We start from the raw sequence: 24,113 nt of genomic DNA, 5'->3' as shown, positions 1-24,113 counted from the left end.
CTGCAATGCACGGCCGGCCCGATGCCGGTCGTGCCGATCAGTCGTGCATGGGCTGTCGTGCGGCGTGCCAGACCGCTGCACCGAGTACGCCCAGCTGGCCGTGCTCCACGCGCCATACCGGCACCTGGCGCAGCACCTCGGTCAGCACGCCCTTGTTGAGGAAGCGCTCACGGAAGCGGCCATCGGCCAGGAAATCCTGCACGTGCGCGGAAATGCCTCCGGCCAGGTACACCGAGCGTGCACCGACGGCGATCGCTGCGTCGCCGGCCAGGCTGCCCAGCCAGGCGCAGAACACCTGCAGCGTCTCCACCGCCAGCGCGTCTTCACCGCTGCGGGCGGCACCGATCAGTGCTTCGGTACTGGTCCACACCGGGGTGACGCCGCGCAGCTCGCACAGGCACGGATACAGGTTCATCAGGCCACTACCGGACAGCACGCGCTCGTTGTCCACGTGCGCCCAGCGCTGCAGCAACTTGCCCAGCACCTGCAGTTCCAGCGCGTTGCCGGCGCCGAGCGCGGCGTGGCCGATCTCGCTGGCCAGCACCGGGCGCCCGCCATCGGCGAAACGCAGCGCGGCGCCCAGGCCGGTGCCCGCGCCCAGCACCAGCGCCGGGAACGCCTGTGCCGGATCGGCGTCGCCGTTCAGTGGCACCAGGGTTTCCGGCTGCAGGTACGGGATAGCCAGCGCCACCGCTTCGAAATCATTGATCAACTGCAGCTCATGCAGCCCGGACTGCGCGCGGGTGGCCGACAGCGAGACCGTCCACGGCAGGTTGGAATTGATCAGTACATCGCCATCGAGCAGGCCGGCGATGGCCACCACCGCGGTCTGCACTGGCTGGCCAAGGCCAGCGGTGAAATCAGCAAGGATCGCCGCCAGGCTGGGATGCTCGGCGCAGGCGTAGATGCGATGGCTGCCCAGCAGCGGCGCCTGGCCGGGTTGGGTTTCAGCCAGCGCAAGGCGGGCGAAGGTGCCACCGACATCGGCGACCACCAGACAGCGCGGAGGACCGCCGCGGGCGGAGTCGGAGGAAACCGGGGACGCTGCTGCGATGGTCACGCTGGCCTGCTTGGATCGATTGAATCGCCCCGATTCTCAGGCATCGGGGCGGCTTTGCCTAGCACGCCGATGATTCAGGTTGGCCTACATGCCTTCCTGTTCGGCCACCTGCACACCATCCACCAGCACGCGCAGGCGCTGCGGGCGGAAGCCGGCGAACACCAGCGGCCGGGTACGCTCGACCAGCACTTCGTGGCCTGCGATGTGGCGCAGCCACGACTGTACCAGCGAGAAGGAGAAGTGCGTGCCCGGATGCAGCGGGTGCTGCACCCAGACCTTCTCGGTGGCGCTCTGCAGCAGCATCGCGCCGGTGAACCAGTGGCGGCTGAGGGTCACCGGCGTGGTGCCGGCCATGAAGCGGATATCCATGCGGGGTCCTTTCGCTGGGGCCGTGATGCGGAGGTCAGGGCTGGGCAGTCTGCAGGCTGTAGCGGGTGGTGGCGGTGAACACCGCACCGTCAGGCTGGGTGGAGCGTACTTCGACCTTGTGGCTGCCCACCGCCAGATCGGTCGGCAGCGCGCCACGCCACAGGTGCGGCGATGCGGTGGCCTCCGGCGAGCGGTCGTAGCCACGCAGGCTGTCAGCCAGATCGTCGGCCACGTTCTCCACCATCAGGCGCGGATCGGGCTGGCTGACCTGCTTCATCGGCTGCCAGGCGCCGCCATCGACGCGGTACTCGACCACGCTGGCATCCTCACCCATGTAGACGTTGGCATAGATGCCCCACGCCGGGTAGGCCCCCTGGCGCAGCACCTTGGGGGCATGCAGACCGATCTGCTCGCTGGCCGGCTTGCCCGCCACCCGGTACTGCAACCAGTAGCTGCCGTTGCCGGCCACGTCGAGCAGCGCATAGCCCTTCGGCGTGCCATCGCTCATGGTGCTGTCCGGCACGCCGGCGGCATTCTTCACCCCGGACCAGAACGCACCGCAGTTGGCCCCCACGTTGTACTCATGCAGCGGCTTGTCGCCATTCCAGCCGTCGGCCTTGCCGTGGTAGACGTGCTGCTGGGTGTGGCTGTGCCCGCTGAGCACCAGCACGTTGCGGAAGTCCTTCAACAGGTCGAACAGGCGCTGACGGTCAGCATGGCGGAAGGTCTCGCGTCCCGGCGCGGCGTCGAACAGCGGGATGTGCATGCCCAGCACCAGCAGGCGGTCCTTGTGCAGGCCCTTCAGGTAGCTGGCAAGGAAGGCGAACTGGTCTTCGCGCAGTCCACCGACATACTTCGGCTTGGCCTTGGGGTCGTACACCACGTCATCGAGGAACACGAAACTGGCGCCACCCTCTTCCACCGCGTAGGTGTCCGGGCCATAGATGTTGCGCCAACTGTCCAGCGAGTGCTCATCGCTGGCGGCATCGAAGTCGAGGTCGTGGTTGCCCGGCACATGGAACCACGGCACGCCAAGTTCGGTGGTGACCTTGTTGATCGCCGGATACAGGGTCAGGTCATCATTGACGATGTCACCCAGAGTGGTGCCCATGCGCGCACTGGTCTGACCGACCAGCGGCGCCACGATCGACTGCTGGTAGTAGCCGATGTCCTTCAGGCTGGCGGTCTGCGAATCGGTGAACACCAGCATCTGGAAACCACGACGGCTGTCATGGCGATCCGACTGCAGGGCGAAATCCCAGTTGCGGGTGACGTCGCTGGTGGCGGCGATACCGCCGTACTTCAGCGCCGGCGAGCCGTTCGGGCGGTAGTGGCGCCAGAACGAGGGCAGGCCATCGGCCGCCTTCGGGAACGAATACGCATCGGGCTTGATTACGAACATGGTCTGGCCATCGCGCACCGGCAGGCTGTAGCTGCCGTCGGCGGCGGTCTTGACGATGGCCTCGCCATTGGAGACCTGCACCCCGGCCAGGCCCGGATCGGTCGCGCCGCGCCCCGGCCGGCCGTCGCGCTCCAGATAGACCTTGCCGGTGACCACGGTGTCCGCGGCCCAGGCCGGCGAGGTCAGCAACAGGCAGCACAGCCACGCGGCAGGCAGTTTCATGGGCGGTCCGGGAAAGAAAGACCGCCTATTGTAGATTCCGTTGATAACATCGCGCACGCGGTAGCGCATGTGCCCTGTAGAGCCGAGCCCGTGCTCGGCTGGCTTGAAGCTCCAGAGCAGCCGAGCATGGGCTCGGCTCTACAAACCCCTTAACGATGGCGCTTTTCCAGCACCGCCCGCGCATCCTCCAGCGACAGCCCGCGCGCGCGCAGCAGCACCAGCAGGTGGTACAGCAGGTCCGAAGTCTCGCCCAGCAGCGCCTCGTCATCCTGCGCCACCGCCGCCAAGGCGGTCTCCACGCCCTCCTCGCCCACCTTCTGCGCGATGCGGCGGATGCCGCCCTCGAACAGGCTGGTGGTGTAGCTGCCCGGTGGCCGCTGCGCCTCGCGCATCGCCACCAGCTGGCCCAGCCCGCCCAGGAAGTCCTTCGGCGCGCCATCGAAGCAGCTCTCCGCACCGGTGTGACAGGTCGGCCCGGCCGGGCGTGCCATCACCAGCAGCGTATCGGCATCGCAGTCCACGCTGATCGACTGCACCACCAGCACGTTGCCGGACTGCTCGCCCTTGGTCCACAGCCGCTGCTTGCTGCGGCTGAAGAACGTCATGTGCCCGATCGCCAGGGTGGCCGCCAATGATTCGGCGCTGACATAGCCCAGCATCAGCACCTGCAGGGTATCGGCATCCTGCACGACAGCGGGCAGCAGTCCGTCACCCTTGCCCCAGTCCAACGCCTGCAATGCGTCCGACGACGGCCTGACTTCAATAGACATCCCGCACCTCGATCTGCTGTCCGCGCAGGTAGCGCTTCAATTCCGGAATGGCGATGGCACCGCTGTGGAACACACTGGCCGCCAGCGCGCCGTCGACGTCGGCCTGGTCGAAGGCTTCGGCAAAGTGCTCCATCGCGCCGGCACCGCCAGAGGCGATCAACGGTACCTGGCACAGTGCCCGCGCCTGTTGCAGTTGCACGACATCGTAGCCACGGCGCACGCCATCGCTGTCCATGCAGTTCAGCACGATCTCACCGGCGCCCCGCCGTTGCGCCTCGACAATCCAGTCCAGGGTGCGCAGTGGCACCGCCTGGGTCTTGTCCGGGTCCCCGCTGAAGCGGCGCACCCGCCACTGTCCATCGGTCTCGCGTACCGAATCGACACCGACCACTACACACTGCACGCCGAACTCGTCGGCCAGTTCAGTGATCAGTTCCGGACGGCCCAACGCCGGCGAGTTGATCGACACCTTGTCGGCACCGGCGAACAGCACGCGACGCGCGGTTTCCACGCTGTCGATGCCACCGGCCACGCAGAACGGAATGTCGATCAGCCGCGCGATGCGCTCGATCCAGGCCACGTCCACTGAACGCGCCTCGGGGCTGGCGCCGATGTCATAGAACACCAGCTCGTCGGCGCCCTGGTCACGGTAGCGCTGCGCCAGCTCGGCGATATCGCCCATGTCGACGTGGTCGCGGAAACGCACGCCCTTGACCACGCGGCCATCGCGCACGTCCAGGCACGGAATGATGCGCCGGCTCAACATGCCAGTGCCTCCGCCAGGTCCATGCGCTGCTCCAGCAGCGCCTTGCCAAGGATCGCGCCACCGCAGCCTGCACGTCGCGCTTCGGCAACGTCGGCCACGTCACGGATGCCGCCGGAAGCCTGCACCGCCACGCCCGGCAGCAGCGCCGACAGGTGCTGGTAGAGGCTGATGTTGGGCCCGGCCAGCATGCCGTCGCGGGCGATGTCGGTGCACAGCAGGTGGCGCATGCCGGCGCGTGCGTAGCGCTGAGCCAGAACGTCCAGGGTCACCCCGGCGTTCTCGGTCCAGCCGTGCACCGGCAGCTGCCACTGGCCCTGTGCATCCTGGCGGGCGTCAAGCGCAATGGTGATGCGTTCGGCGCCGAATTCCTCCAGCCAGCCCACCACCTCATCGGGACGGCGCACGGCCAGCGAGCCGACCACTACGCGACCGGCGCCAGCATCGAGGATGCGCGCCACGTCGTCGCGACCGCGCACGCCACCGCCGGTCTGCACCTGCAGCGGCGTCTGCGCACGGATCGACGCGAGCAGCGGCGCAAGGGTGTAGCCACCGGCACGCGCAGCGTCCAGGTCGACCAGATGCATCCACTGCGCGCCCTGCGCAGCAAAGGCCTGCGCGCGCGGCAGGGCGTCGTCGCCATACGAGGTTTCCTGCGCGTAGTCGCCCTGGCGCAGCCGCACCACGCGGCCATCACGGATATCCAGCGCGGGGTAAACGATGAAACTCATGCAGCCGTGCCCTCGAGGAAGTTGCGCAGCATCAGCGAGCCGGTCTCGCCGGAGCGCTCGGGGTGGAACTGTGCGCCGTAGTAACGCCCCTGCTCCACCACGGCAGTGAACAGGCCACCGTGGTCGCAGGCAGCGACAGTGTGGGTATTGAGTGGTGCCGCATAGCTGTGCACGAAGTAGGCGCTGGCGCGCTCCGGCACACCGCGCAGCAGCAGCGATTCGCGCAGCGGCAGCAGCCGGTTCCAGCCCATGTGCGGCACACGGATGCCGCAGGCCGGCACCAGCTTGCGCACCACGCCGGGAATCAGCCCCAGTGTCTCCACACCCGCTTCCTCGGAGCGTTCGAACAGCAGCTGCATGCCGAGGCAGATACCCATCAGCGGCACCTCCAGTCGCTGCAGCGATTCCACCAGGCCCTGCGCGTGCAGGCGCTGCATGCCGGGACCGGCGGCGCCGACACCGGGCAGGATCACCCGCTGCGCGCCGATCAGGCCGTCCGCATCGCGCACCAGCCGCACCGTCGCACCCAGACGCTCCAATGCATAGCGCACCGAGCCCAGGTTGGCACCGCCGGCATCGATCAGCGCGACGTCGCTCACAACGCCCCCTTGGTGGAAGGCAGCGCGGTGCCCTGCCGGGCCAACGCCGGACGCAGCGCACGCGCCAGCGCCTTGAAGCAGGCCTCGACCTTGTGGTGATCGTTGTCGCCGCGCACCTGCAGGTTGAGGTTCAGGCCACTGGCGTCGCACAGCGAGCGGAAGAAGTGCGGCACCAGCTCGGTTGGCATATCGCCCACGCGCTCACGCTTGAACTCACCTTCGAACACGAAGTACGGCCGGCCGCTGAAATCCAGTGCGGCGCTGGCCAGCGTCTCGTCCATCGGCAGGGTGAAGCCGTAGCGGCCAATGCCGCGCTTGTCGCCCAGCGCCTCGCGCAGCGCCTGGCCCAATGCGAGCCCGGTGTCCTCGATGGTGTGGTGCTCGTCGATGTGCAGGTCACCCTCGGCCTGGATGTCCAGCGCGAAGCCACCATGCTTGCCGATCTGCTCCAGCATGTGGTCGAAGAACGGCAGTCCGGTGGAGATGCGCGCATCGCCGGCACGATCCAGATCGAGTTCTACGCGGATCTTCGTTTCTTTCGTATTGCGCTGGACCACCGCGGTACGCGGCGCGTCGGCCAGCGCGTGGGCAATGCCCGCCCAGTCCCACTCGCCACCAAACTGTTCGGTGCGCAGCTGGAAACCACGGATATTGAGGTTGTCGGCGAACTGCAGGTCGGTGATGCGGTCACCCACCATGCCCGAACGCGCCCAGTCGATGCTGCGGTCCTGCAGGTAGGCGGTCATCAGGCCGATGCCCGGCTTGCGGGTCGGCGCATTGTCCTGCGGCCAGCTGCAATCGATCAGCACGTCACGGAAGGTAATGCCCTGGCTCTCGAAAATCTGCAGCATCAGCTCGTTGGGACCGTCGAAGCTGGCACGTGGGTAGCTGTCGCTGCCCAGGCCATCCTGGTTGGTGACGATCACGAACTGGTAACCGGCATCCCGCAGCTTCAGCAGCGCCGGGATCACCTGCGGCACGAAGCGCAGTTTCTCGTAGGCGTCGATCTGGAAATCGGACGGCTCCTCGATGAGGGTGCCGTCGCGGTCGATGAACAGGATCGGGGTCATGCTGCGGCCCTCCGCGCCGACAGGGCCGCAAGCACGCGGTCATTCTCTTCGGGGCTGCCGATACTGATGCGCAGTGCATCGCCCAGCTGTGGCGCGGCGCGCTGGTCGCGCACCACCACGCCTGCAGCCAGCAGCGTATCGAACGCGGCCTGGGCATCGGCGAAGCGGACCAGCAGGTAGTTGCCGGCCGAGGCATACACCCGGCACACGCCGGGCAGGCCGGCCAGGGCTGCACGCAGGCGCTCGCGCTCGGCGATCACCGTGGTCACGCGCTCGGCGGTGCGTGCCAGCGCGGCCGGCTGCAGTGCCTGAACGGCCAGTTCCGCGCACGGAGTCGGCACGGGGTACGGCGCCTGGCAGCGGCGCAGCACGGCAATCAGCTCGGGGGCGGCGATCAGGGTTCCGATGCGCGCGGCGGCAAGAGCGTGCGCCTTCGACAGCGTGCGCAGCACCGCCAGATTCGGGTTCGCGGCCAGCAGCGTGGTCGCCGACGGACGCTGCGCGTACTCGACATAGGCCTCATCCACCACCACCAGTGCCTGCCCGCGCAGAGCGGCGGCCACCCGCTCGATCTCGGCCAGGCCGATATCGCTGCCGGCCGGGTTGGACGGCGCGCACAGGAAGACCAGCTTGGCGTTGCGCGACTTGGCCGTATCGATCACAGCATCCAGATCCGCACGCAGGCCGTCTTCGGTATCAACCAGCGGCACCTCAAGCAGTGCGGCGCCCTGCAGGCGCGCGCAGACCGCATACATGCCGAACACCGGCGGCGTGACCAGCACGCCATCGCGGCCCGGCACGCACAGCGCGCGCACCAGCAGATCAATGGCTTCGTCACTGCCGCGACCGATCAGCAGCTGCTGTGGCGTCACGCCGTACAGCGCCGCCAGTCCCTCGCGCAATGCCAACGGCTGCGGTTCGGGATAGCGCCGGCTGCTGCCTGCGGCATCAGCGGGATTGGCCCAGGCCGACTCGTTGGCGTTCAACCAGACCTCGCCCTGCACCGCCGCACTGCGCGCCGAGCTGTAGCCGGCGAAGGCCTGCAGATCCGGGCGCACCAGTGCCAGCACGTCATCAGCGGCGGCGCTCATGCGGCGGCCTCCATGCGCAGGGCCACTGCACGCTCATGCGCATCCAGGCCTTCGGCGCTGGCGATGATGCGTGCGCAGCCACCGATTGCCGCCAGTCCTGCAGCGCTGGCACTCTGCACGCTGATCAGGTTCTGGAAGCTGGCGACGCTGACACCGCTGTAGGCACGTGCGGCGCCTGCTGTCGGCAGTACGTGGTTGGTGCCGCTGCAGTAGTCACCCAGTGCTTCCGGCGTGTAATCGCCGAGGAACACCGAGCCGGCCGCCTGCACCTGGTCCAGCCAGTCGCGCGGCTGGCGCAGCGCCAGGATCAGGTGCTCGGGCGCATAGCGGTTGCTGATCGCGAAGGCTTCCTCCAGCGAATCGACCTGGATCAGGCGCGAGGCCGACAGCGCCTGGCGCGCGATCTGCTGGCGCGGCAGCAGGGCCACCTGGCGCTCCACTTCGGCCTCGACCGCCGCCAGCATCGCGGCATCGTCGGTCAGCAGAAGGACCTGCGAATCCGGGCCATGCTCGGCCTGCGACAGCAGATCGGCAGCCACGAACGCCGGATTGGCACCCGCATCGGCGATCACCAGCACTTCCGACGGGCCGGCCGGCATGTCGATGGCGGCGGCGCCGTCCTGTGCGACCTGCTGCTTGGCTTCGGTGACGAAGCTGTTGCCGGGCCCGAACAGCTTGTCGCAGGCCGGGATGGTGGCGGTGCCATAGGCCATCGCGGCAATCGCCTGCGCGCCGCCGAGCTTGAACACGCGCTGCACGCCGGTCAGGCGCGCGGCCACCAGCACCGCCGGATCGGCAGTCCCGTCGGCGCGCGGCGGCGTGCACAGCACCACCTGCGGGCAACCAGCTAGTTGCGCCGGCACGCCCAGCATCAACGCGGTGGACGGCAACGGCGCACTGCCTGCTGGTACGTACAGGCCGACCCGGCCGATCGGCCGCAGCATGCGTTCGCAGACCACGCCCGGTGCGGTCTCCACGGCATAGCCCTTGCCCATGCCAGCCTCATGGAAGCGCGTGATGCGCTCGGCGGCTTCGACCATCGCCTGGCGCAGTTCGGCCGGCACCGCCGCTTCGGCGGCCGCGAACTCGTTCTCGGACACTTCAAAGGAGACCAGCTCGACACCGTCGAAACGTGCGGTGATCGCACGCAGCGCGTCGTCACCCTGTTCGCGCACTTCTGCAATCAGCGTGGCCACCGCGTCGCGGGTCTGCTGCGCCACGGTCTGCACCGGGCGGGTCAATGCCGCGCTACGCGCGGCCTCATCAAGTCGGGACCAGATCAGACGGTTCATGCCAGCGATCGCTCCACGCTCAACACCATCAGGCCCTGCGCGCCAGCGCGCTCCAGTTCTTCCATGCGCTGCCAGCTCAACGGGCCGGGGCACATGGTCTGCAGGCGCAGCGCACCGCCATCGGCCGGCAGCCGCACCAGCGGCTCGGCATCGGCCAGCAGCTGTGCCAGCGCATCCACGCGGTCTTCGCTGGCGCGGAACATCAGCAGCTTGCGGTCCTGGCGCTGCACCACGCCGTCGAGACGGCGCAGCAGCATCGCCCGCAGCGACGCGCGTGCGTCATCCGGCACCCGCACCGCGCCCGCCAGCACCGCCTCGCTGTCGAGCAGGTTGTGCACCGGGGTCAACTGGTTGGCGCGCAGCGTGGCGCCGCTGGAGACCAGGTCGCAGATCAGGTCGGCGGTACCGAGGCGTGGCGCGATCTCCACCGAACCGGACAGCTCGACCACCTGTGCATCCACGCCCTGCTCGGCCAGCCACTGCTTGAGGATGGCCGGGTAGCTGGTGGCGATGCGGGTGCCGGCCAGCTGTGCCGGACCCTGCCACTGCCACTCCTCGGGCACCGCCAGCATCAGCCGGCACTGGCCGAAACCCAGCCCGCGCAGCGCCTGGTAGGCATCCGGCAGGCCGATCTGGCGACGCGCCGCGGCCTGCTCGTCCAGTTCGTTGCGACCGACGATGCCGAGGTCGCAGACGCCGTCCGCGATCAGGCCGGGGATGTCGTCGTCGCGCACCAGCAACAGGTCCACCGGCAGCGACTCGCCGTAGCAGAACAGTTTGTCGCGGCTTTCGCGCCAGCTCAGGCCACAGGCGCTGAGCAGGTTGCGGGCGGGCTCGGCCAGCCGGCCACTCTTCTGGATGGCGATACGCAACCGGTCTCGTGCCGGCGCTGCCTGGGTTGCACTCATGGGGGAGGTCTCGAAGTTCGGAACGGGGCGCGGATCAGCGCGAAGCAAGGCGGTCGATGGCGGCGGCATAGCCTCGATGGCCATGCTCGAGCGTGCGTGCCACCCGTCCGGTGGTGGTCACGCTGACCCCGGTGCGCTCGTGGATCTCACGGTACGGCACACCCTGCTGCAGCAGCGGCACCACCTTCCAGCGGTCGGCCATCGCCTCCAGTTCGGCCGGGGTGCACAGGTCGCGAAGGAAGGCCTCGACCTGCTCAGGCTCGCGCAGGGTGGCAAAGGCCCGGGCCAGGGCTTGCAGGTCGGCCTTCGGGTCTTTGGCGGCAATGTCCGGGCGGGCTTTCACGGGGTCGTTTCCATGCATCAATGTAATAGCGCGTTAGTACATTAGCGCATTCTTGCGCAGTGCGTCAAATCGTGGATTGGGTTGGGGTACGGCAGGGCCGCGCCCTGCTCCCGCAGAGGCAACGTCTACGTCAAAAGAAGGCATCCCAAGGGTTGCCGGGGCGGGTCCGGTCGAGGGGGACGCTGCAAGTACCCCTCCGGGGCCCGGCCCAGCCGCTGGCGGCTGTGCGTTCGGGCGCTTGCGAAGCAGTGCTTCGCAAGCAAAGCGCCCTCACCCATGTAGCTCGGTCGCCGCATCCATGCGGCTCACGCCCCCTCAACCGGACCCACCCCGCCTTCGACAGTTGGCCGCGAGCTGTCGGGACGGCCGGGGCCCGGAAACGAGAACGCCCACCGGGTGGTGGGCGTTCTCGTGGCGTGTTGGCGCGCGGCCAACCGGCCGTTACATCACCTTCGACTGCTCCAGCTCGACCTGCAGGGTGCTGGCCAGCTCGTCGCGGGAGACTTCGAACTGCTGCTCGCGCAGCAGGTCCTTCACCGCCACCACGCCGCGCGCCAGTTCGTCCTCACCGGCCAGCACCACGAAGCGGATGCCGGCCTTGGCGGCGTACTGGAACTGCTTGCCGATCTTCTTCGGTTCCATCTGCACTTCGGTATTGATGCCACCGGCGCGCAGGCGGCGCGCGATGTCCAGCGACTGCGGCATACCCTGCTCGTCCATCAGCGCCACCAGCGCCTGCACGCTGCTGGCTTCGATGCCGTCGATCAGGCCGGCCTCGCGCAGCTGCCAGAACAGGCGCGACAGGCCGATGGAGATGCCCACGCCCGGCAGCTTCGACTTGCTGTAGTGGCTGGCCAGATCTTCGTAGCGGCCGCCCGAGCAGATCGAGCCGATCTGCGGGTGATCGGTCAGCGTGGTCTCGTAGACGGTGCCGGTGTAGTAGTCCAGGCCGCGCGCGATGGAGAAGTTCAGGCAGTACGCGGTTTCCGGCACGCCCAGCGCCTGCACCAGCTGCAGCACTTCGCGTAGTTCAGCAACACCGGCACGCAGGATCTCCGAAGAACCGGCGTCGGCTTCAAGCGTGGCCAGGTGCGCCAGCGCATCGGCATGACCCTGCGAACGCACGGCCACGAATGCCAGGATCTTCTCGACCTGCTCGGCCGGAATCTCGAAGCCCTCGCCCACCAGCGTTTCGCGCACGTAATCGGCACCGCGCTTGTCCAGCTTGTCCACTTCGCGCAGTACCGCCAGCTGGCGCTCGCCTTCGGCCACGCCCAGGCTTTCGAAGAAGCCGCGCATCAGCTTGCGGTTGTTCAGCTGGATGCTGAAGTCACCGATGCGCAGTTCCGAGAACACCGCGTGGATGACCGCCAGCACTTCGGCGTCGTAACGCACGCTCAGGCTGTCCTTGCCGATCACGTCGATGTCGCACTGGTAGAACTCGCGGAAACGGCCGCGCTGGGCACGCTCGCCACGGTACACGCGCTGCATCTGGTAACGGCGGAACGGGAAGGTCAGTTCGTGTTCGTGCTCGGCCACGTAGCGCGCCAGCGGCACGGTCAGGTCGAAGCGCAGCGCCATTTCCGGCAGCGAACGGTCACCCGATTCGGCGGCGTTGGCCAGCGCACCGGTGGACTGCACGAAATACACCTGGCGCTCGGTCTCGCCACCGGACTTGGTCAGCAGCACGTCGGACAGCTCGAACACCGGCGTCTCCACCGGCAGGAACCCGAAGCGCTCGTAGTTGCGGCGGATGACGTCCAGCATGCGCTGGAACGCAATCTGCTCGCGCGGCAGCAGTTCAAGGGTGCCGGGCGGGGTACGGGGCTTGATCACGGGCGGAACTCCTGCTGGAACGGGACGTGGGAGGGGGGCGACATTCTAGCGCCCCCGCCTCGGGCAGGGTCGAACGGCCGCTTGAAGTATCATAAGGCCCTCCCCGCCCGCGATACGCCCCCCCGCAACATGTCACGGCCATCCGGCGCTCCGCCCGCCACCAACGATCCCGCCTCGCCGTCCTGCACCACGCTGGACTGCCTGCACTGCTCGGTTCGCCACCTTGCGGTGTGCTCGGCGCTGTCGCCCGATGAAGTGCAGGCGCTGGAACAGGTCACCGTCTCGCAGCAGGTCAGCATGGGCAGCACGCTGGCCCGCACCGGTGAAGAGCGCGACCATGTCTATACATTGACTGCCGGCGCACTGCGCCTGGTGCGCACCCTGGCCGACGGCCGCCGCCAGATCAACGGCTTCGTGCTGCCCGGCGACTACCTGGGCCTGAGCGGCAGCGACCACCACCGCTACGACATCGAGGCCATCGCCGACAGCCGGGTATGCCGCGTCGCGCTGCCACAGATGAAAGCCCTGCGCAGCCGTTTCCCGCACTTGGAGCGCAAGCTGCTGCAGCGCGCCTGTCAGGAACTGGATGCCGCGCAGGACGCCGCGCTGGCGCTGGCACGCCTGCAGCCGGCCGAGAAGCTGGCCGATTTCCTGCTGCGCCTGGCCGCGCGCGAGGCCAAGCTGGGCGGCGACGGCCTGCGCGTGTCGCTGCCGATGGGCCGTGGCGATATCGCCGACCATCTGGGCCTGACCATGGAAACGGTCAGCCGCACCTTCACCAAGCTGCGCCAGCAGGGGCTGATTGCCCTGCCCCACCTGAACGTGGTGGAGATCCTCGACGAGGATGGGCTGCGCACGCTGGCCGGTGAAGGGTTGATCTGACCGCATCGCGGTTGGTGGGGTTGCCGGCCAGCGGCCGGCACTACCCGTGTTGCGCGAAGGGCATTGTAGAGTCGAGCCATGCTCGACTCATCGCGCCGTGCGCGAACAACAGCCGAGCATGGCTCGGCTCTACATGGGAGCCAACACCTCACGCAACGCCGCGTAATCGGCGGCCAACGGTTCGGCGTGCGCCGGCCGCTGCAACAACGCATCCAATGCAGGCGGCACGGCCACGGGTTCGCCGATCAACGGTTCGACCACAGCCTCGAACTTGGCCGGATGGGCGGTAGCCACCACCGCCCAGTCACCCTTGGCACCACGCGCGCGCAGATCCTGCAGCACCTTCACCGCCGTCGCCGTGTGCGGGCAGAACAGTTCGCCGCGGCTCGCATACGCTGCGGCAATCGTGGCGCGGATGGTCACGTCGTCCACCGCGAACGCACGGAACGCAGCGCGCAGCTCGGCATCATCTCCGTGGTAAAGCCAGCGCAGGCGTTCGAAGTTGCTTGGCGCCCCTACGTCCATTGCATTGGCCACGGTGGCCACACTGGCCTGCGGCTGGTAGTCGCCGCCGCTGAAGTACGCTGGCAGTACCGCATTGGCATTGGTGGCCAGCACGATCTGTCCGATCGGCACACCCAGCGCACGCGCCAGCACCGCAGCCATTGCGTTGCCAAGGTTGCCGGTCGGCACCACCAGGTTGAGCCGGCGACGGGTTTCAGCATGATGGGTCAGTGCCGCATGCGCGTAATAACTCATCTGCGGCAGCAGGCGGCCCAGGCTGATGCTGTTGGCCGAGCTCAGCGGCACCTGTGCCTGTAGTTCGCGGTCAGCCAGCGCCTGCTTGACCATGGCCTGGCAGTCGTCGAAAGCACCGGCCACGCGCAGCGCCTGGATGTTGTCGCCGAAACAACCGAGCTGGTGCGCCTGGCGCGGTGACACGCGGCCATCCGGATACAGCACCACCACGCGCACGCCCGGCTGGCGATGGAACGCCGCCGCCACTGCAGCACCGGTATCGCCAGAGGTGGCGACAACAATGCTCAGGTCGCGGTCCTTGCCGGCCTGCAGCCGCGAAAGTGTTCCGGCCAGGAAACGCGCACCGATATCCTTGAACGCCGCCGTCGGCCCATGGAACAGCTCCAGCACATGGTCGCCGTCGCCGAGTGCACGCAGTGGCACCGGGAAGTCGAACGCCTCGCGGCAGATCGAAGGCAGCGCTGCCTCCAGAGCATCACCTGCGAAGAACGGTGCCAGCAGATCGGCGGCGGTATCGGCCAGCGTTGCGCCGGCCTGCAGCTCACGTGGCGCCGGCAGCACCTGCGGAACATACAGCCCACCATCGGGCGCCAATCCTGCAGCGATCGCCGCACTGAGGCCGACGGCCGGGGACTGGCCGCGGGTCGAAACAAATTGCATGGGTTGGGTATCCAGTAAAGGGGAAGGATTCAGCACAAGCGGGCTCCCGGTGCATCCAGCGGCGACACCCAGGCATCGCTGTCGAAACCGGCGGCGGCGAATGCCGCCTGCACCGGTGCGGCAGCGGCGCGGGCCTGGTCGGCGTCCTCGAACCAGGCGAACACGCTGGGGCCCGCGCCCGAAATGCCCGCGCCCATCGCATGCGCAGACAGCGCCGCATCGCGTGCGGCCTCGAAGCCCGCAATCAGGCCGGCGCGGCGAGGCTCCACCAGCACATCACGCAGTCCTGCGCGGACCAGCGCGGCGTCGCTGCGATGGCAGCCACTGAGTACCAGCGCAAGGTTCGCACTCTGTGCCACGAATTCACCCAGCGCATAGCTGCCCTGCAGCGCCTGGCGTGCGCGGCGTGTTTCCAGTACCGCGTGCGGATGCACCAGCAGGCTGTGCCAGGTAGCCGGTACCGGAATCGGCAGCAGGCGGTCGGCCGTGCACAGTGCAAGCCCGCCCAGCAGCAATGGCCCCACGTTGTCACCGTGACGGCCACCACTGGCCACCGCCTCGCCATCCAGCGCAAATGGATACAGCGCCTCGCGCGTCAGCGGCGCATCCAGCAGTGCATTGGCGGCGACCAGCGCAGCGACGCACGACGCTGCCGAACCGCCCATGCCGGAGCCGAACGGAATGCCCTTGTCGATCTCCACCGCGAATCCGAAGTCCAGGGCCAGCCCTGCGCGAAGCGACATCAGCGCAGCACCTGCGGTGTTACCAGCCGCATCCAGTGGCAGCTCGACCGCACTGCCACGTATCGCATCGATGCGCACCACCGGTTCATCGATGCGGCGCACGCTCACGGTATCGCCAACACCGGCGATGGCATGACCAAGAATGTCGAAACCCACCGCCACGTTGGCCACCGAGGCAGGCGCGAACGCACGTGCGATCACAGGCGCGCTCCTTCGCCGGCGGCCACCCGCAGCAGGTCGGCGAACACACCGGCCGCTGTGACTTCCGGACCGGCCCCCGGCCCCTGTACCACCAACGGATTGTCGCAGTAACGGCGGGTACGGAACTGCACCACGTTGTCGGTCAGCCGCAGGTTGGCGAAGGCGTGATCGGCGGGCAGTTCCTGCAGGCCCACCGAGGCGCCGCCGGCACCCAGCTGCGCCACGTAGCGCAGCACCGCGCCACGCGCCCGCGCGTCCTGCAGGCGCTGAAGCAGGCTGGCATCGGACTCGCCCAGCCGCGCCATGAAGTCATCCACGCTGCCCTCGCGCAGTAGCGCCGGCACCAGGCTTTCCACCTGTACCTGTTCCAGGCTGAGTGCGTGGCCGGCTTCGCGGGCCAGGATCACCAGCTTGCGTGCCACGTCCACGCCGGACAGGTCATCGCGCGGGTCGGGCTCGGTGTAGCCCATCGACCGCGCCTGCGCGACCAGCAAAGAGAACGGCTGGCTGCCGTCGAAACGGTTGAACAGCCAGGCCAGCGTGCCGGAGAAGATGCCCTCGATCGCCAGCACTTCATCACCGGTATCAACCAGGTCACGCAGCGTGGTGATCACCGGCAGGCCTGCACCCACCGTAGCCTCGTAGCGGAAGCGTGCGCCACTTGCCGCCGCCGCGGCGCGGATGCGCTGGTAGCGCGGCAGCGGCCCGGCCCCGGCCTGCTTGTTCGGGGTGACCACATGGATGCCGGCCGCCAGCCAGCCCTCGTAGCGCTCGGCCACCTCGGCGCTGCCGCTGCAGTCGATCACCACCGCATGCGGCAGGTGCGCGGCCAGCAGGTGTTCGGTGAAGCGATCCAGATCGCTGCACTCGCCGGCGCCCTGCAGAGCCTCCCGCCAGTCGGCGTGCAGGCCGTCCACTTCCAACCGCATGCGCGAGCGTGAGGCCAGTGCACGCAGGCGCAGGTCGACATTGGCCTTGGCCAGCAGCTGCGGGCGGGCGGCCAGCAACTGGTCCAGCAGCGCGGCACCGACATTGCCCGGCCCGATCACACCGACCGCGAAGGTCTGCGGCGACAGCCAGAAACCGGCATGCGCCGCGCGCAGCGCACGGGTGGCATCAGCGCTGTTCACCGCCACCGAGATGTTGCGTTCGGACGAGCCCTGTGCGATCGCCAGGATGTTCACCTGCGCACGCCCCAGTGCCTCGAACAGGCGTGCGGCCACACCGGGCTGGCCGGCCATGCCGTCACCGACCGCCGCCAGTACGCTGACGCCCTCACTGACCTGCACGCGCTGCACCTGACCGACCGACAACTCGTGCGCGAACGCGTGCAGCAGCGCCTCGCGGCCACGCGCCGCTTCAGCAGCACGCACCACGCAGCAGATCGAATGCTCCGACGAACCCTGCGAGATCATCACCACCGACACCTGTGCCTGGCGCAGGGCCGCGAACACGCGCTCGGCCGTACCGGGTACACCGATCAGGCCGGTGCCTTCCAGGTTCAGCAGAGCCAGACCGGGGCTCAGGGTCAGGCCCTTCACTGGCCCGCGCGGCGAGCGCTCGGCACTGATGCGCGTACCCGGATGTGCCGGCTGGAACGTGTTGCGGATGAAGATCGGCAGGCCCAGGCGGATCGCCGGCGACATCGTCTGCGGATGCACCACCTTGGCACCGAAGTAGGCCAGTTCGCAGGCTTCGTCGTAGCTCAGCGATTCCAGCTGCACGGCTTCAGGCACCAGCCGCGGGTCGGCCGACAGCACGCCGTCAACATCGGTCCAGATGTGCAGTTCATCGGCGTTGAACAGCGCGGCGAAGATCGCGCCGGAGTAATCGCTGCCGTTGCGGCCGAGGGTGGTGATACGGTCATCGCGATCACGCGCGACGAATCCGGTGGCAACCAGGCGCGATTGCGGGTGCTGCAGACGCCACTTGGCCAGGCGGTCGGCACTGGCTTCCCAGTCGACATCCACGCCCAGTTCACCGTGCCCGACCACCAGCACATCACGCGCATCGAGCACCGCACACTCTTCGCCCAACGCCCGCAGGTGGGTGCCAAGCAGCTGCGCGGAGAACACTTCGCCCAGGCCCTGCACGCGGTCCAGGACCTCGCGCGGCAGTTCACCGATCACCGCCAGCGCGGCCAGCACTTCGGCCAGCTGATCAAAGCGGGCGTCGATCCATTCGACCGTCTCGCCCACCTGCTCGCCCAACAGCGCCACGGCGGCGCCGCGATGGCGCGCTCGCAGCGCATGCCACGCTTCACGCCAGCTTTCATCACCCTTGGCCGCCAGCCGGGCCAGTTCAATCAAGGCGTCGGTGACGCCCTTCATCGCCGAGACGACAGTGACCTGCAGCGATTCGGGACGGGCCAGCAGCAGGCCGGCAACATGGCGGTAACGTTCGGCATCAGCCACCGAGGTGCCACCGAACTTGTGCACGACAGTGGACGGTGCAGCCAGATCGGCCTGGGCAACGGGATGAGCGGGGGCGTGGGAAGACATGCAGACCTCGGCAGGAGGCCCCATCGCATGCAGGTGTCGAGTTTCCCCGCCACCTGTATGGTGCGGGGCCGTGGTTTTCGGGAGTTACACGAAGACGACGGGCCGCACCAGGGCAGTGGTGACGGTGGTGGTGGTAATGGTGGTGGTGGCGACCGGCGCAGTCGAACGGCCCGCGGTGGCGGGGGCGATCAGGCTGGCGTGGGCGGCATCAAGAACCATGGCGTACAGAAAACACTGCGCGCCGGGCGGCTGTCAAGTGCTGCGATGCAAAAAACCATTGCGGCGATCATCGGCCAACGTGCGGGCATTTGGTTGCATCTGAGACAAAGTCGGCATCAGCACGCTTGACGAGCGTATTCAGCCTGCATGTTCGGCGATCGCGCGCGGCGTGCGGTGGGCATGCGCGCACCGCATCACGCCGGCCACCAGGAACACGATGGCCAGCGCCTCCAGCAGCGAGGGCCAGCGCTGCTGCCAGGCGAAGGCATACAGCAACGCAAACAGCGTCTCGAACACGATCATCTGGCCAGTCAGGGTCAGTGGCAGCAGGCGGCTGGCGCGGTTCCAGAATGCGTTGCCGAGGATCGAGGCCACCACTGCCACACCGGCGCTGATCGCCCAGAAACCACTCCACTGCGCCGCCGAATGGCTGCCGGTGTGGCCGATGAAGGCCATCGGCACCAGCAGCAGGGCCAGGCCGCCAGTCGTCACGCCGGTCAGCAGCGACCAGTCATGGCTGGACAGGTCCGGTCGGCGCGCCAGCCAGCGGCTGTTACCGATCGAGTACAACGCCCACGAGAACAGCGCGCCGAACGCGCACAGCAGGCCGATCAGGCGCTGCCGCCACGGGGTTGCCAGGTGCTCGGACATCAGCGCTTCCCAGCCAACCAGTCCCACGCCGAGCACGCACAGGCCCAGCGCCGGCAGCAGCTGCCTCAGCGGCACCGCCCCCTGCTCGCGCACGCCAACCAGGGTGACCACCACCGGAATCAGGCCGACAATCAAGGACGCCGCCGCGCCACCGGCCCACTGCACCGCCGTGGCCAGCAACAGGAAATACACGAGGTTCCCGGCCAGGCTCAGCCACAGCAGGCCGATCCATTCGGCGCGGCCCAGCCGCGGCGCCAGCCGCTTCCATCGCGGCAGCAGCAGGGCTACGGCGATCAGGCCGTAGACCAGATAGCGACCGGCCGACAGTTGCAGGGCGTTGAACGACTGCAGCACGGCGGGCGCGAGGAAAACCACGCCCCACAGTGCGCCGGCGGCAACGCCATTGGCGATGCCCAGGGCCATCGGGTTGTTGCGCATTCGGGTTCTTCGGGGGAGAGAACGGGCCGCGCAGTGTAAGCGCTGGCCGGTGGGCGCTCTTGACCGAGGCTACTGCCTTGTCACCTCTGTAGGGCCGAGCCCATGCTCGGCTGCGATTCGCCCTTGTGCAGATAAGGGCAGCCGAGCGTGGGCTCGGCTCTACAGATCAGCCGGCGCTCCTGCGCCACGCGGCCGGGGTCTGGCCACACTCGCGGCGCAGCGCACGGGTCAGTGCGCTCTGCTCGGAATAGCCTGCGGCCAGCGCGATATCGCTGATCGGCGCCGTGCTGGTGCGCAACCGATGCTTGGCCCAGCGCAACCGGCACGCACTGAGCCAGGCTTGCGGGCTGAGCCCGAACTCCTGCTGGAACAGCGCGTGCAACCGGCTCTCGCTGACCCCGACGAACGCAGCCATGCGCGCCACCGGCCACGCACGCCCGGGGTCGGCCTGCACCGCCGCACACAGGCCCTGCATGCGCGCGCCACTGCCAGCAGGTGCAAATACCTGCAGCAACTGCGGCAGCAGCGCCGGCATCGGCTGCCCTGCCTGCACCTCGGCCAGGCGCCGACGCAATGCCAGCGGCAGATGCAGCCAGCGCTGCCGGCACAGATGCTCCTGCGTGCCGTCATCGAGCACGCCCGGAGGACAGTCAACGATCACGAACCCATTGGGACCGTCAGCCATCTGGTCATGCGCTTCGCCGGCAGCAACGAAAGCTCCCTGCAGCAGGTCCAGCCGACCGCCGCGCCCCTCCATCTCGAACTGCAGCTCACCCTGCAGCGGCAGCACCCACTGCGCGTAGTCATGGCGGTCCAGGCCAGTGGCCTGCCCGTAGTGCCGCAGATGGAAGATGGCGCCCATCCGTGCAGTGTGCGCGTGTAACAACGGCCGTGCAAACCGCTGCTATAGTCGATCCGTCATCCAACGCAGGGAGTGCAGGACATGACCCATCAGCAGGTGTCCCTGGTGCTCGCCACCAGCCTCGGCCTGATGCTCGCAGCTTCGGCCTCCGCACAGGAGCGTACGCCACCGGCTCCGCACTGCATGGACGCTGTCGGCGTACAGGAAGTGGAGCAGGCTTCACCGCGCTCGATCGCACTGCGCGCCGCCTCCGGCCAGGCCTATCGGATCGACTTCAACGAAGATTGCCCCGGCGTCCGCGGTGCCACCTCGTTGAAACTGGAAGCCCCCGCCGGCTGGGCCTGCGGCCGCCCCAGCGAACGCGTCGTGGTCGACGGCCGCCGATGCACCATCAGCGCGGTCACCCCGCTGCAGGATCGTGACTACGCCAGTGTCGCCCGCGACAGCGACCGCCTGCGCACGGCCACCCTGCCCGCCGTGACCATCCGCGAACGCAAGGAGGTACGCCGCAGCTTCGGCGGCTCACCGTCCTACTGCTTTGCCACGCGCAACGTGCGCGCCTGGTCCTCCGACCCGCAGGGCATGCTGGTGGAGACCAATCCGCACCGAAATGGTGGCCATCGCTACTACCGGGTCGAACTCGGCAGCCACTGCCGCCAGCTCGACCGCGCGCCGCAGCTGAGCTTCCACTCGGGCCTGCAGAATGGCTTGATCTGCGGCAATCCTGGCGATCGGATCATGGCTGCCGAGTTCGAGACAGACGATCTGCGCAGTGAGAGCATCGCCCCGCTGCCGCAGTACACCCGCGGCAGCTGCGCGATCCAGGCGGTCTACCCGGCCTCCAGCCAGGCGTCGAACTAACCGTCGACGCCGAGGAAGGTGAACGGTGCGCTGGGCACGAAGTGACCCAGTGCATCGCCAGCGAAGGTATTGCGCTGGTCCGGGCCGAGATCGAGCTTGAGCACCTTGCCGCCGAAATCGACCTTGTTCAGATCGACCCAGAAGGTGTTCGGGGTCAGCGCCGATTCGAAGAAGTACAGCCGCCGCTTGTGGTCAGCCACGGTGCGCCAGCGTGTGGATGAGATGTTCGGCTCGCCCGGCGTGGTGATGCCGTACGGCACCGAGGTGTTGCGGATCACGCTGAACACACTGGCCAGCGCCACCACCGGATCCTCGGCCTTGGGAATGGCGTTGATGTAGAACGAGGCGCGCGCGAAGCGGTCAGCGGAGCGGTTGGTACCCGGCAGCATCACCGTGCCGCCGATCTGCTGCCAGTAACTGTTGAGGGCCAGCTGCTGCTCGAAGATCGGCGAGTTGGTCATCACCTGATAGCGCCGGTCATGGTGTATCACCTGGCGACCGCCGATGTACTCGACGATGGCGCTGTCGCCGCTGGCATCGGACAGTGAAAGATGCAGTGTTGCCTGCCGATCCTCGCCGGGCACCTTGTCGGTGACGATGGAGTACGGCTCACGCTTCAGCGCTGCCACTGCCTCCTCCACCGTAGCGAAGTTGTCCAGCACGTACTGTGCCCACAACGAAATCGCCAGGCCCGGTTTGTTGCCACGCTGCTGTGGATACTCCGACTCGACCAGCCACAGCAGGTTGGCCACCAGGCCCTTTTCGTTCATGCCATCGGTGGTCGACACGTCGTAGCCGGTGGCCACCACCGAACCGTAGCGCGCGGTCCAGGCCAACGACTTCGGGCCGGCCTGACCGGTGCGGGCAATGCCGCGCGGCAGTATGTAGAGGTTGGTCGCCACATCGACCTTCCAGTCCATCGAGCGCGCGGTGATCACATCGCCGTTGTCGCCCAGGTACACCGCACGCGTGCAGGCCAGCGCTGGTGCTGCTGCGGCGGCCAATGCGACCGCAAGCAGTGCCTTTTCCTTCCACTTCATCCGTGCCATGTCGTTGCGCTCCTTTCCCCGTGATCCATGGATATGACCCCATGCAGGGTGACACAGCGGTGAAGCCTCAGCGGACTGCGCGATCGTGCAGCCAGAAACCTGCAAGCATCGCCGGCACGAACCACAGCGCCTCGCGCGATCCCACCGCCAGCCCGGCGATGGCAGGGCCCGGGCAATAGCCTGCCCAGCCCCAGCCGATGCCGAACAACGCCGCGCCCAGCACCAGGCACAGATCGACACCGCGCGCAGCGGGCAACTGGAAGCGCGTTGCGCAGGACGGACGCGCGCGCCGCAGCACCCAGCGGTGGCCACCCGCGCTGACCAGCAGTGCAGAGGCCAGCACCCAGGCCAAGGTGGGATCGAAATCGCCGGCGATGTCGAGGAAACCGAGGATGCGGCGCGGATCGGTCATGCCGGCCAACGCCAGGCCTGCGCCGAAAAGCGCGCCTGCCGCACCGGCGGCCACCATCGCGCGGCTCATGCCAAGCCTCCGCCGTGACGGATCAGGAACGTGGTCAGCATCGCGCAGGCCATGAACACCAGCACCGCCAGCAGCGACCGCTTTGAGCCGCGGGCCAGGCCGCAGACCCCGTGACCACTGGTGCAGCCATTGCCCAACCGCGTACCGAAGCCGACCAGCAGGCCGGCACCGACCAGCTGCCACGCCGGCAAGGCATCACGCAGCAGGGCGCGGGGCGCTTGCCCTGGCGCGGCCTGCCACCACATCACCAACCCTGCAGCAGCCAGCAGGCCGAGCAGGAACGCCCAACGCCAACCTCGCTCACCTGGCGCGGCACGCACACTGCCAGCAGCGATGCCACTGATGCCGGCCACCCGGCCCGTGGTTGCCAGCAGCACCACCGCCGCCGCACCGATCAACGCGCCCCCCGCCACCGCGGCCCACGGCAGGGTCATGACCTGCCTCCGCCCATACCGTACATTCGCTTGCCTTTTTATTTAGATTTTTCTAAATTAGCTTTTTCTAAATCCACAGGTCAACCATGGCCCGCCCCCCGCTCGACAGCGCCGCCATGGCCGAGCACGCCTCGCAGGCTGCAGCCCTGCTCAAGAGCCTGGCCCATCCTGCGCGGCTGCGTGTGTTATGCCGCCTGGTCGAAGGTGAGGCGCCGGTGCCGGAACTGCAGGCACTGACCGGACTCAGCGCATCAGCGCTGTCACAGCATCTGGCGGTGCTGCGCGAACTGGACATCGTCGCGACCCGGCGCGAAGCGCAGGCGATCCACTACCGCGTGATTGAAGGGCCCGCACTGGGCTTGCTGCAGGCGCTGCATGCCGCCTACTGCGGCGGCACCTCGCGTTGACGCTCAGCCGGCGTGCAGGACTGGCTGCACGACGTTGTCGAGCAGATCCACCGGCGTCGGCGCGGAACGATCGCCCTGGAGGGCACGGGTAAAACCCGACCAGTCGCTGGATGACAGCTGGCGCAGCAGCGCCTCTTCCACCGGCAACGCGCGCATCGACCAGTACGGAAACTGGCGCTGGCCGAGGCGGCCGCGCGCCAGCTCGATGATGTCGACATGGCTGCCGGCCTGCAGGATGCGCTCATAGACCGAATCGATACCGTCCGGCGGCCCCTCGATGTACTGCAGGAATCGCCCGCCGTCATGCAGCAGCACACCGGTCACGCCCGCCATCTTGTTGAAGCGGGCTGCATCGTCGACCAGCGCCCGCAACCGTTCAGCGGAAAGATCCGGCAGCGCCTGGCTGACATAGGCGATGGCACGCAGTGGCATGGTGCTTCCTTGACAGGATGTACACCCACGGTAGCAGTTGCGGACGAGTCCGTCTCAACACCCGCGGGCGTTTCCTG

The 24,113-nt window shown here is 68.0% G+C and carries 26 protein-coding genes; 4 read left to right on the top strand and 22 right to left on the bottom strand.

What is annotated here, in order from left to right:
* Window positions 1–37 precede the first annotated feature (37 nt).
* The 13 genes from ACTJJM_RS06000 to hisS form a co-directional block, all read right to left on the bottom strand.
* Complete coding sequence (locus ACTJJM_RS06000; RefSeq protein ID WP_440865308.1) at window positions 38–1,060, bottom strand: glucokinase; 1,023 nt, start codon at window positions 1,058–1,060, stop codon at window positions 38–40.
* Window positions 1,061–1,144: 84 nt separating this feature from the next.
* On the bottom strand, window positions 1,145–1,429 hold the full coding sequence (locus ACTJJM_RS05995) for a hypothetical protein (protein WP_109813980.1): 285 nt from the start codon (window positions 1,427–1,429) through the stop codon (window positions 1,145–1,147).
* Window positions 1,430–1,463: 34 nt separating this feature from the next.
* Window positions 1,464–3,053, bottom strand: coding sequence for a calcineurin-like phosphoesterase C-terminal domain-containing protein (locus ACTJJM_RS05990; protein WP_440865307.1), 1,590 nt, complete (start codon window positions 3,051–3,053; stop codon window positions 1,464–1,466).
* 149 nt (window positions 3,054–3,202) lie between these two features.
* Window positions 3,203–3,823, bottom strand: a complete 621-nt coding sequence (gene hisIE, locus ACTJJM_RS05985; protein ID WP_109813978.1) for a bifunctional phosphoribosyl-AMP cyclohydrolase/phosphoribosyl-ATP diphosphatase HisIE — start codon at window positions 3,821–3,823, stop codon at window positions 3,203–3,205.
* Window positions 3,813–4,589: an imidazole glycerol phosphate synthase subunit HisF gene (gene hisF, locus ACTJJM_RS05980; protein ID WP_012480036.1), complete on the bottom strand. Its 777-nt coding sequence runs from the start codon at window positions 4,587–4,589 to the stop codon at window positions 3,813–3,815. The genes hisIE and hisF overlap by 11 nt, the downstream gene beginning before the upstream one ends.
* Window positions 4,583–5,317 (bottom strand): 1-(5-phosphoribosyl)-5-[(5-phosphoribosylamino)methylideneamino]imidazole-4-carboxamide isomerase, encoded by a 735-nt coding sequence (gene hisA, locus ACTJJM_RS05975; RefSeq protein WP_099560671.1) that lies wholly within the window; start codon window positions 5,315–5,317, stop codon window positions 4,583–4,585. Before hisA ends, hisF begins: the two co-directional genes overlap by 7 nt.
* Window positions 5,314–5,916 (bottom strand): imidazole glycerol phosphate synthase subunit HisH, encoded by a 603-nt coding sequence (gene hisH, locus ACTJJM_RS05970; protein WP_012480034.1) that lies wholly within the window; start codon window positions 5,914–5,916, stop codon window positions 5,314–5,316. Before hisH ends, hisA begins: the two co-directional genes overlap by 4 nt.
* On the bottom strand, window positions 5,913–6,986 hold the full coding sequence (hisB, locus tag ACTJJM_RS05965) for a bifunctional histidinol-phosphatase/imidazoleglycerol-phosphate dehydratase HisB (protein WP_010482587.1): 1,074 nt from the start codon (window positions 6,984–6,986) through the stop codon (window positions 5,913–5,915). The genes hisH and hisB overlap by 4 nt, the downstream gene beginning before the upstream one ends.
* Window positions 6,983–8,077 (bottom strand): histidinol-phosphate transaminase, encoded by a 1,095-nt coding sequence (gene hisC, locus ACTJJM_RS05960; protein WP_440865306.1) that lies wholly within the window; start codon window positions 8,075–8,077, stop codon window positions 6,983–6,985. Before hisC ends, hisB begins: the two co-directional genes overlap by 4 nt.
* Window positions 8,074–9,369, bottom strand: coding sequence for a histidinol dehydrogenase (gene hisD, locus ACTJJM_RS05955; protein WP_010482590.1), 1,296 nt, complete (start codon window positions 9,367–9,369; stop codon window positions 8,074–8,076). Before hisD ends, hisC begins: the two co-directional genes overlap by 4 nt.
* On the bottom strand, window positions 9,366–10,277 hold the full coding sequence (hisG, locus tag ACTJJM_RS05950; protein WP_010482592.1) for an ATP phosphoribosyltransferase: 912 nt from the start codon (window positions 10,275–10,277) through the stop codon (window positions 9,366–9,368). Before hisG ends, hisD begins: the two co-directional genes overlap by 4 nt.
* A 34-nt stretch (window positions 10,278–10,311) precedes the next feature.
* Window positions 10,312–10,620, bottom strand: a complete 309-nt coding sequence (locus ACTJJM_RS05945; protein ID WP_010482593.1) for a YerC/YecD family TrpR-related protein — start codon at window positions 10,618–10,620, stop codon at window positions 10,312–10,314.
* Between the two features lie 441 nt (window positions 10,621–11,061).
* The gene (gene hisS, locus ACTJJM_RS05940; protein ID WP_049453131.1) at window positions 11,062–12,456 is read right to left on the bottom strand and encodes a histidine--tRNA ligase; all 1,395 of its coding nucleotides are present in this window, start codon (window positions 12,454–12,456) and stop codon (window positions 11,062–11,064) included.
* Window positions 12,457–12,585: 129 nt separating this feature from the next.
* Between hisS and ACTJJM_RS05935 the strand changes: the two genes are divergently transcribed.
* Window positions 12,586–13,338 (top strand): Crp/Fnr family transcriptional regulator, encoded by a 753-nt coding sequence (locus ACTJJM_RS05935; RefSeq protein WP_010482595.1) that lies wholly within the window; start codon window positions 12,586–12,588, stop codon window positions 13,336–13,338.
* 129 nt (window positions 13,339–13,467) lie between these two features.
* Here ACTJJM_RS05935 and thrC read toward each other — a convergent pair whose 3' ends face one another.
* The 3 genes from thrC to thrA are packed head-to-tail and all read right to left on the bottom strand — an operon-like array spanning window position 13,468 to window position 18,202.
* A complete protein-coding gene (thrC, locus tag ACTJJM_RS05930; protein ID WP_049483277.1) occupies window positions 13,468–14,757 on the bottom strand; it encodes a threonine synthase in 1,290 nt (429 codons plus the stop codon).
* A 29-nt stretch (window positions 14,758–14,786) separates the two neighbouring features.
* Complete coding sequence (locus tag ACTJJM_RS05925; protein ID WP_043397198.1) at window positions 14,787–15,701, bottom strand: homoserine kinase; 915 nt, start codon at window positions 15,699–15,701, stop codon at window positions 14,787–14,789.
* On the bottom strand, window positions 15,698–18,202 hold the full coding sequence (thrA, locus tag ACTJJM_RS05920; RefSeq protein ID WP_440865305.1) for a bifunctional aspartate kinase/homoserine dehydrogenase I: 2,505 nt from the start codon (window positions 18,200–18,202) through the stop codon (window positions 15,698–15,700). Before thrA ends, ACTJJM_RS05925 begins: the two co-directional genes overlap by 4 nt.
* Window positions 18,203–18,229: 27 nt before the next feature.
* Between thrA and ACTJJM_RS05915 the strand changes: the two genes are divergently transcribed.
* Window positions 18,230–18,550, top strand: a complete 321-nt coding sequence (locus ACTJJM_RS05915) for a hypothetical protein (RefSeq protein ID WP_177178891.1) — start codon at window positions 18,230–18,232, stop codon at window positions 18,548–18,550.
* A 9-nt stretch (window positions 18,551–18,559) separates the two neighbouring features.
* On the opposite strand, the gene ACTJJM_RS05910 is transcribed toward ACTJJM_RS05915, so the two are convergent.
* Both ACTJJM_RS05910 and ACTJJM_RS05905 read right to left on the bottom strand, forming a co-directional pair.
* A complete protein-coding gene (locus tag ACTJJM_RS05910) occupies window positions 18,560–19,510 on the bottom strand; it encodes a DMT family transporter (RefSeq protein ID WP_125437599.1) in 951 nt (316 codons plus the stop codon).
* A 166-nt stretch (window positions 19,511–19,676) separates the two neighbouring features.
* A complete protein-coding gene (locus tag ACTJJM_RS05905) occupies window positions 19,677–20,372 on the bottom strand; it encodes a helix-turn-helix transcriptional regulator (RefSeq protein WP_010482600.1) in 696 nt (231 codons plus the stop codon).
* Between the two features lie 81 nt (window positions 20,373–20,453).
* Between ACTJJM_RS05905 and ACTJJM_RS05900 the strand changes: the two genes are divergently transcribed.
* Window positions 20,454–21,233: a DUF6491 family protein gene (locus tag ACTJJM_RS05900; protein ID WP_241874311.1), complete on the top strand. Its 780-nt coding sequence runs from the start codon at window positions 20,454–20,456 to the stop codon at window positions 21,231–21,233.
* Here the strand turns inward: ACTJJM_RS05900 and ACTJJM_RS05895 are convergent.
* The 3 genes from ACTJJM_RS05895 to ACTJJM_RS05885 form a co-directional block, all read right to left on the bottom strand.
* Entirely contained in the window at window positions 21,230–22,282 is a 1,053-nt protein-coding gene (locus ACTJJM_RS05895; protein WP_019338492.1) for a linear amide C-N hydrolase, read from the bottom strand. The two genes, ACTJJM_RS05900 and ACTJJM_RS05895, sit on opposite strands and share 4 nt — an antisense overlap.
* 67 nt (window positions 22,283–22,349) lie before the next feature.
* Window positions 22,350–22,763 carry a DUF6691 family protein gene (locus ACTJJM_RS05890; RefSeq protein ID WP_440865304.1) on the bottom strand — a complete coding sequence of 138 codons (414 nt, stop codon included), beginning with the start codon at window positions 22,761–22,763 and terminating at the stop codon, window positions 22,350–22,352.
* Window positions 22,760–23,197, bottom strand: a complete 438-nt coding sequence (locus tag ACTJJM_RS05885; RefSeq protein WP_049483264.1) for a YeeE/YedE family protein — start codon at window positions 23,195–23,197, stop codon at window positions 22,760–22,762. Before ACTJJM_RS05885 ends, ACTJJM_RS05890 begins: the two co-directional genes overlap by 4 nt.
* Window positions 23,198–23,283: 86 nt before the next feature.
* On the opposite strand from ACTJJM_RS05885, the gene ACTJJM_RS05880 reads away from it, so the two are divergent.
* Window positions 23,284–23,604 (top strand): ArsR/SmtB family transcription factor, encoded by a 321-nt coding sequence (locus ACTJJM_RS05880; protein ID WP_440865303.1) that lies wholly within the window; start codon window positions 23,284–23,286, stop codon window positions 23,602–23,604.
* 3 nt (window positions 23,605–23,607) lie between these two features.
* Here ACTJJM_RS05880 and ACTJJM_RS05875 read toward each other — a convergent pair whose 3' ends face one another.
* On the bottom strand, window positions 23,608–24,036 hold the full coding sequence (locus ACTJJM_RS05875) for a BLUF domain-containing protein (protein ID WP_010482608.1): 429 nt from the start codon (window positions 24,034–24,036) through the stop codon (window positions 23,608–23,610).
* Window positions 24,037–24,113: the final 77 nt, after the last annotated feature.

This window comes from Stenotrophomonas sp. 22692, from assembly GCF_052045015.1.
In the GTDB taxonomy this organism is placed as follows: domain Bacteria; phylum Pseudomonadota; class Gammaproteobacteria; order Xanthomonadales; family Xanthomonadaceae; genus Stenotrophomonas; species Stenotrophomonas geniculata.
Note: the sequence above shows the minus strand (reverse complement) of the source record. Positions and strands in the feature narration are given on the sequence as shown.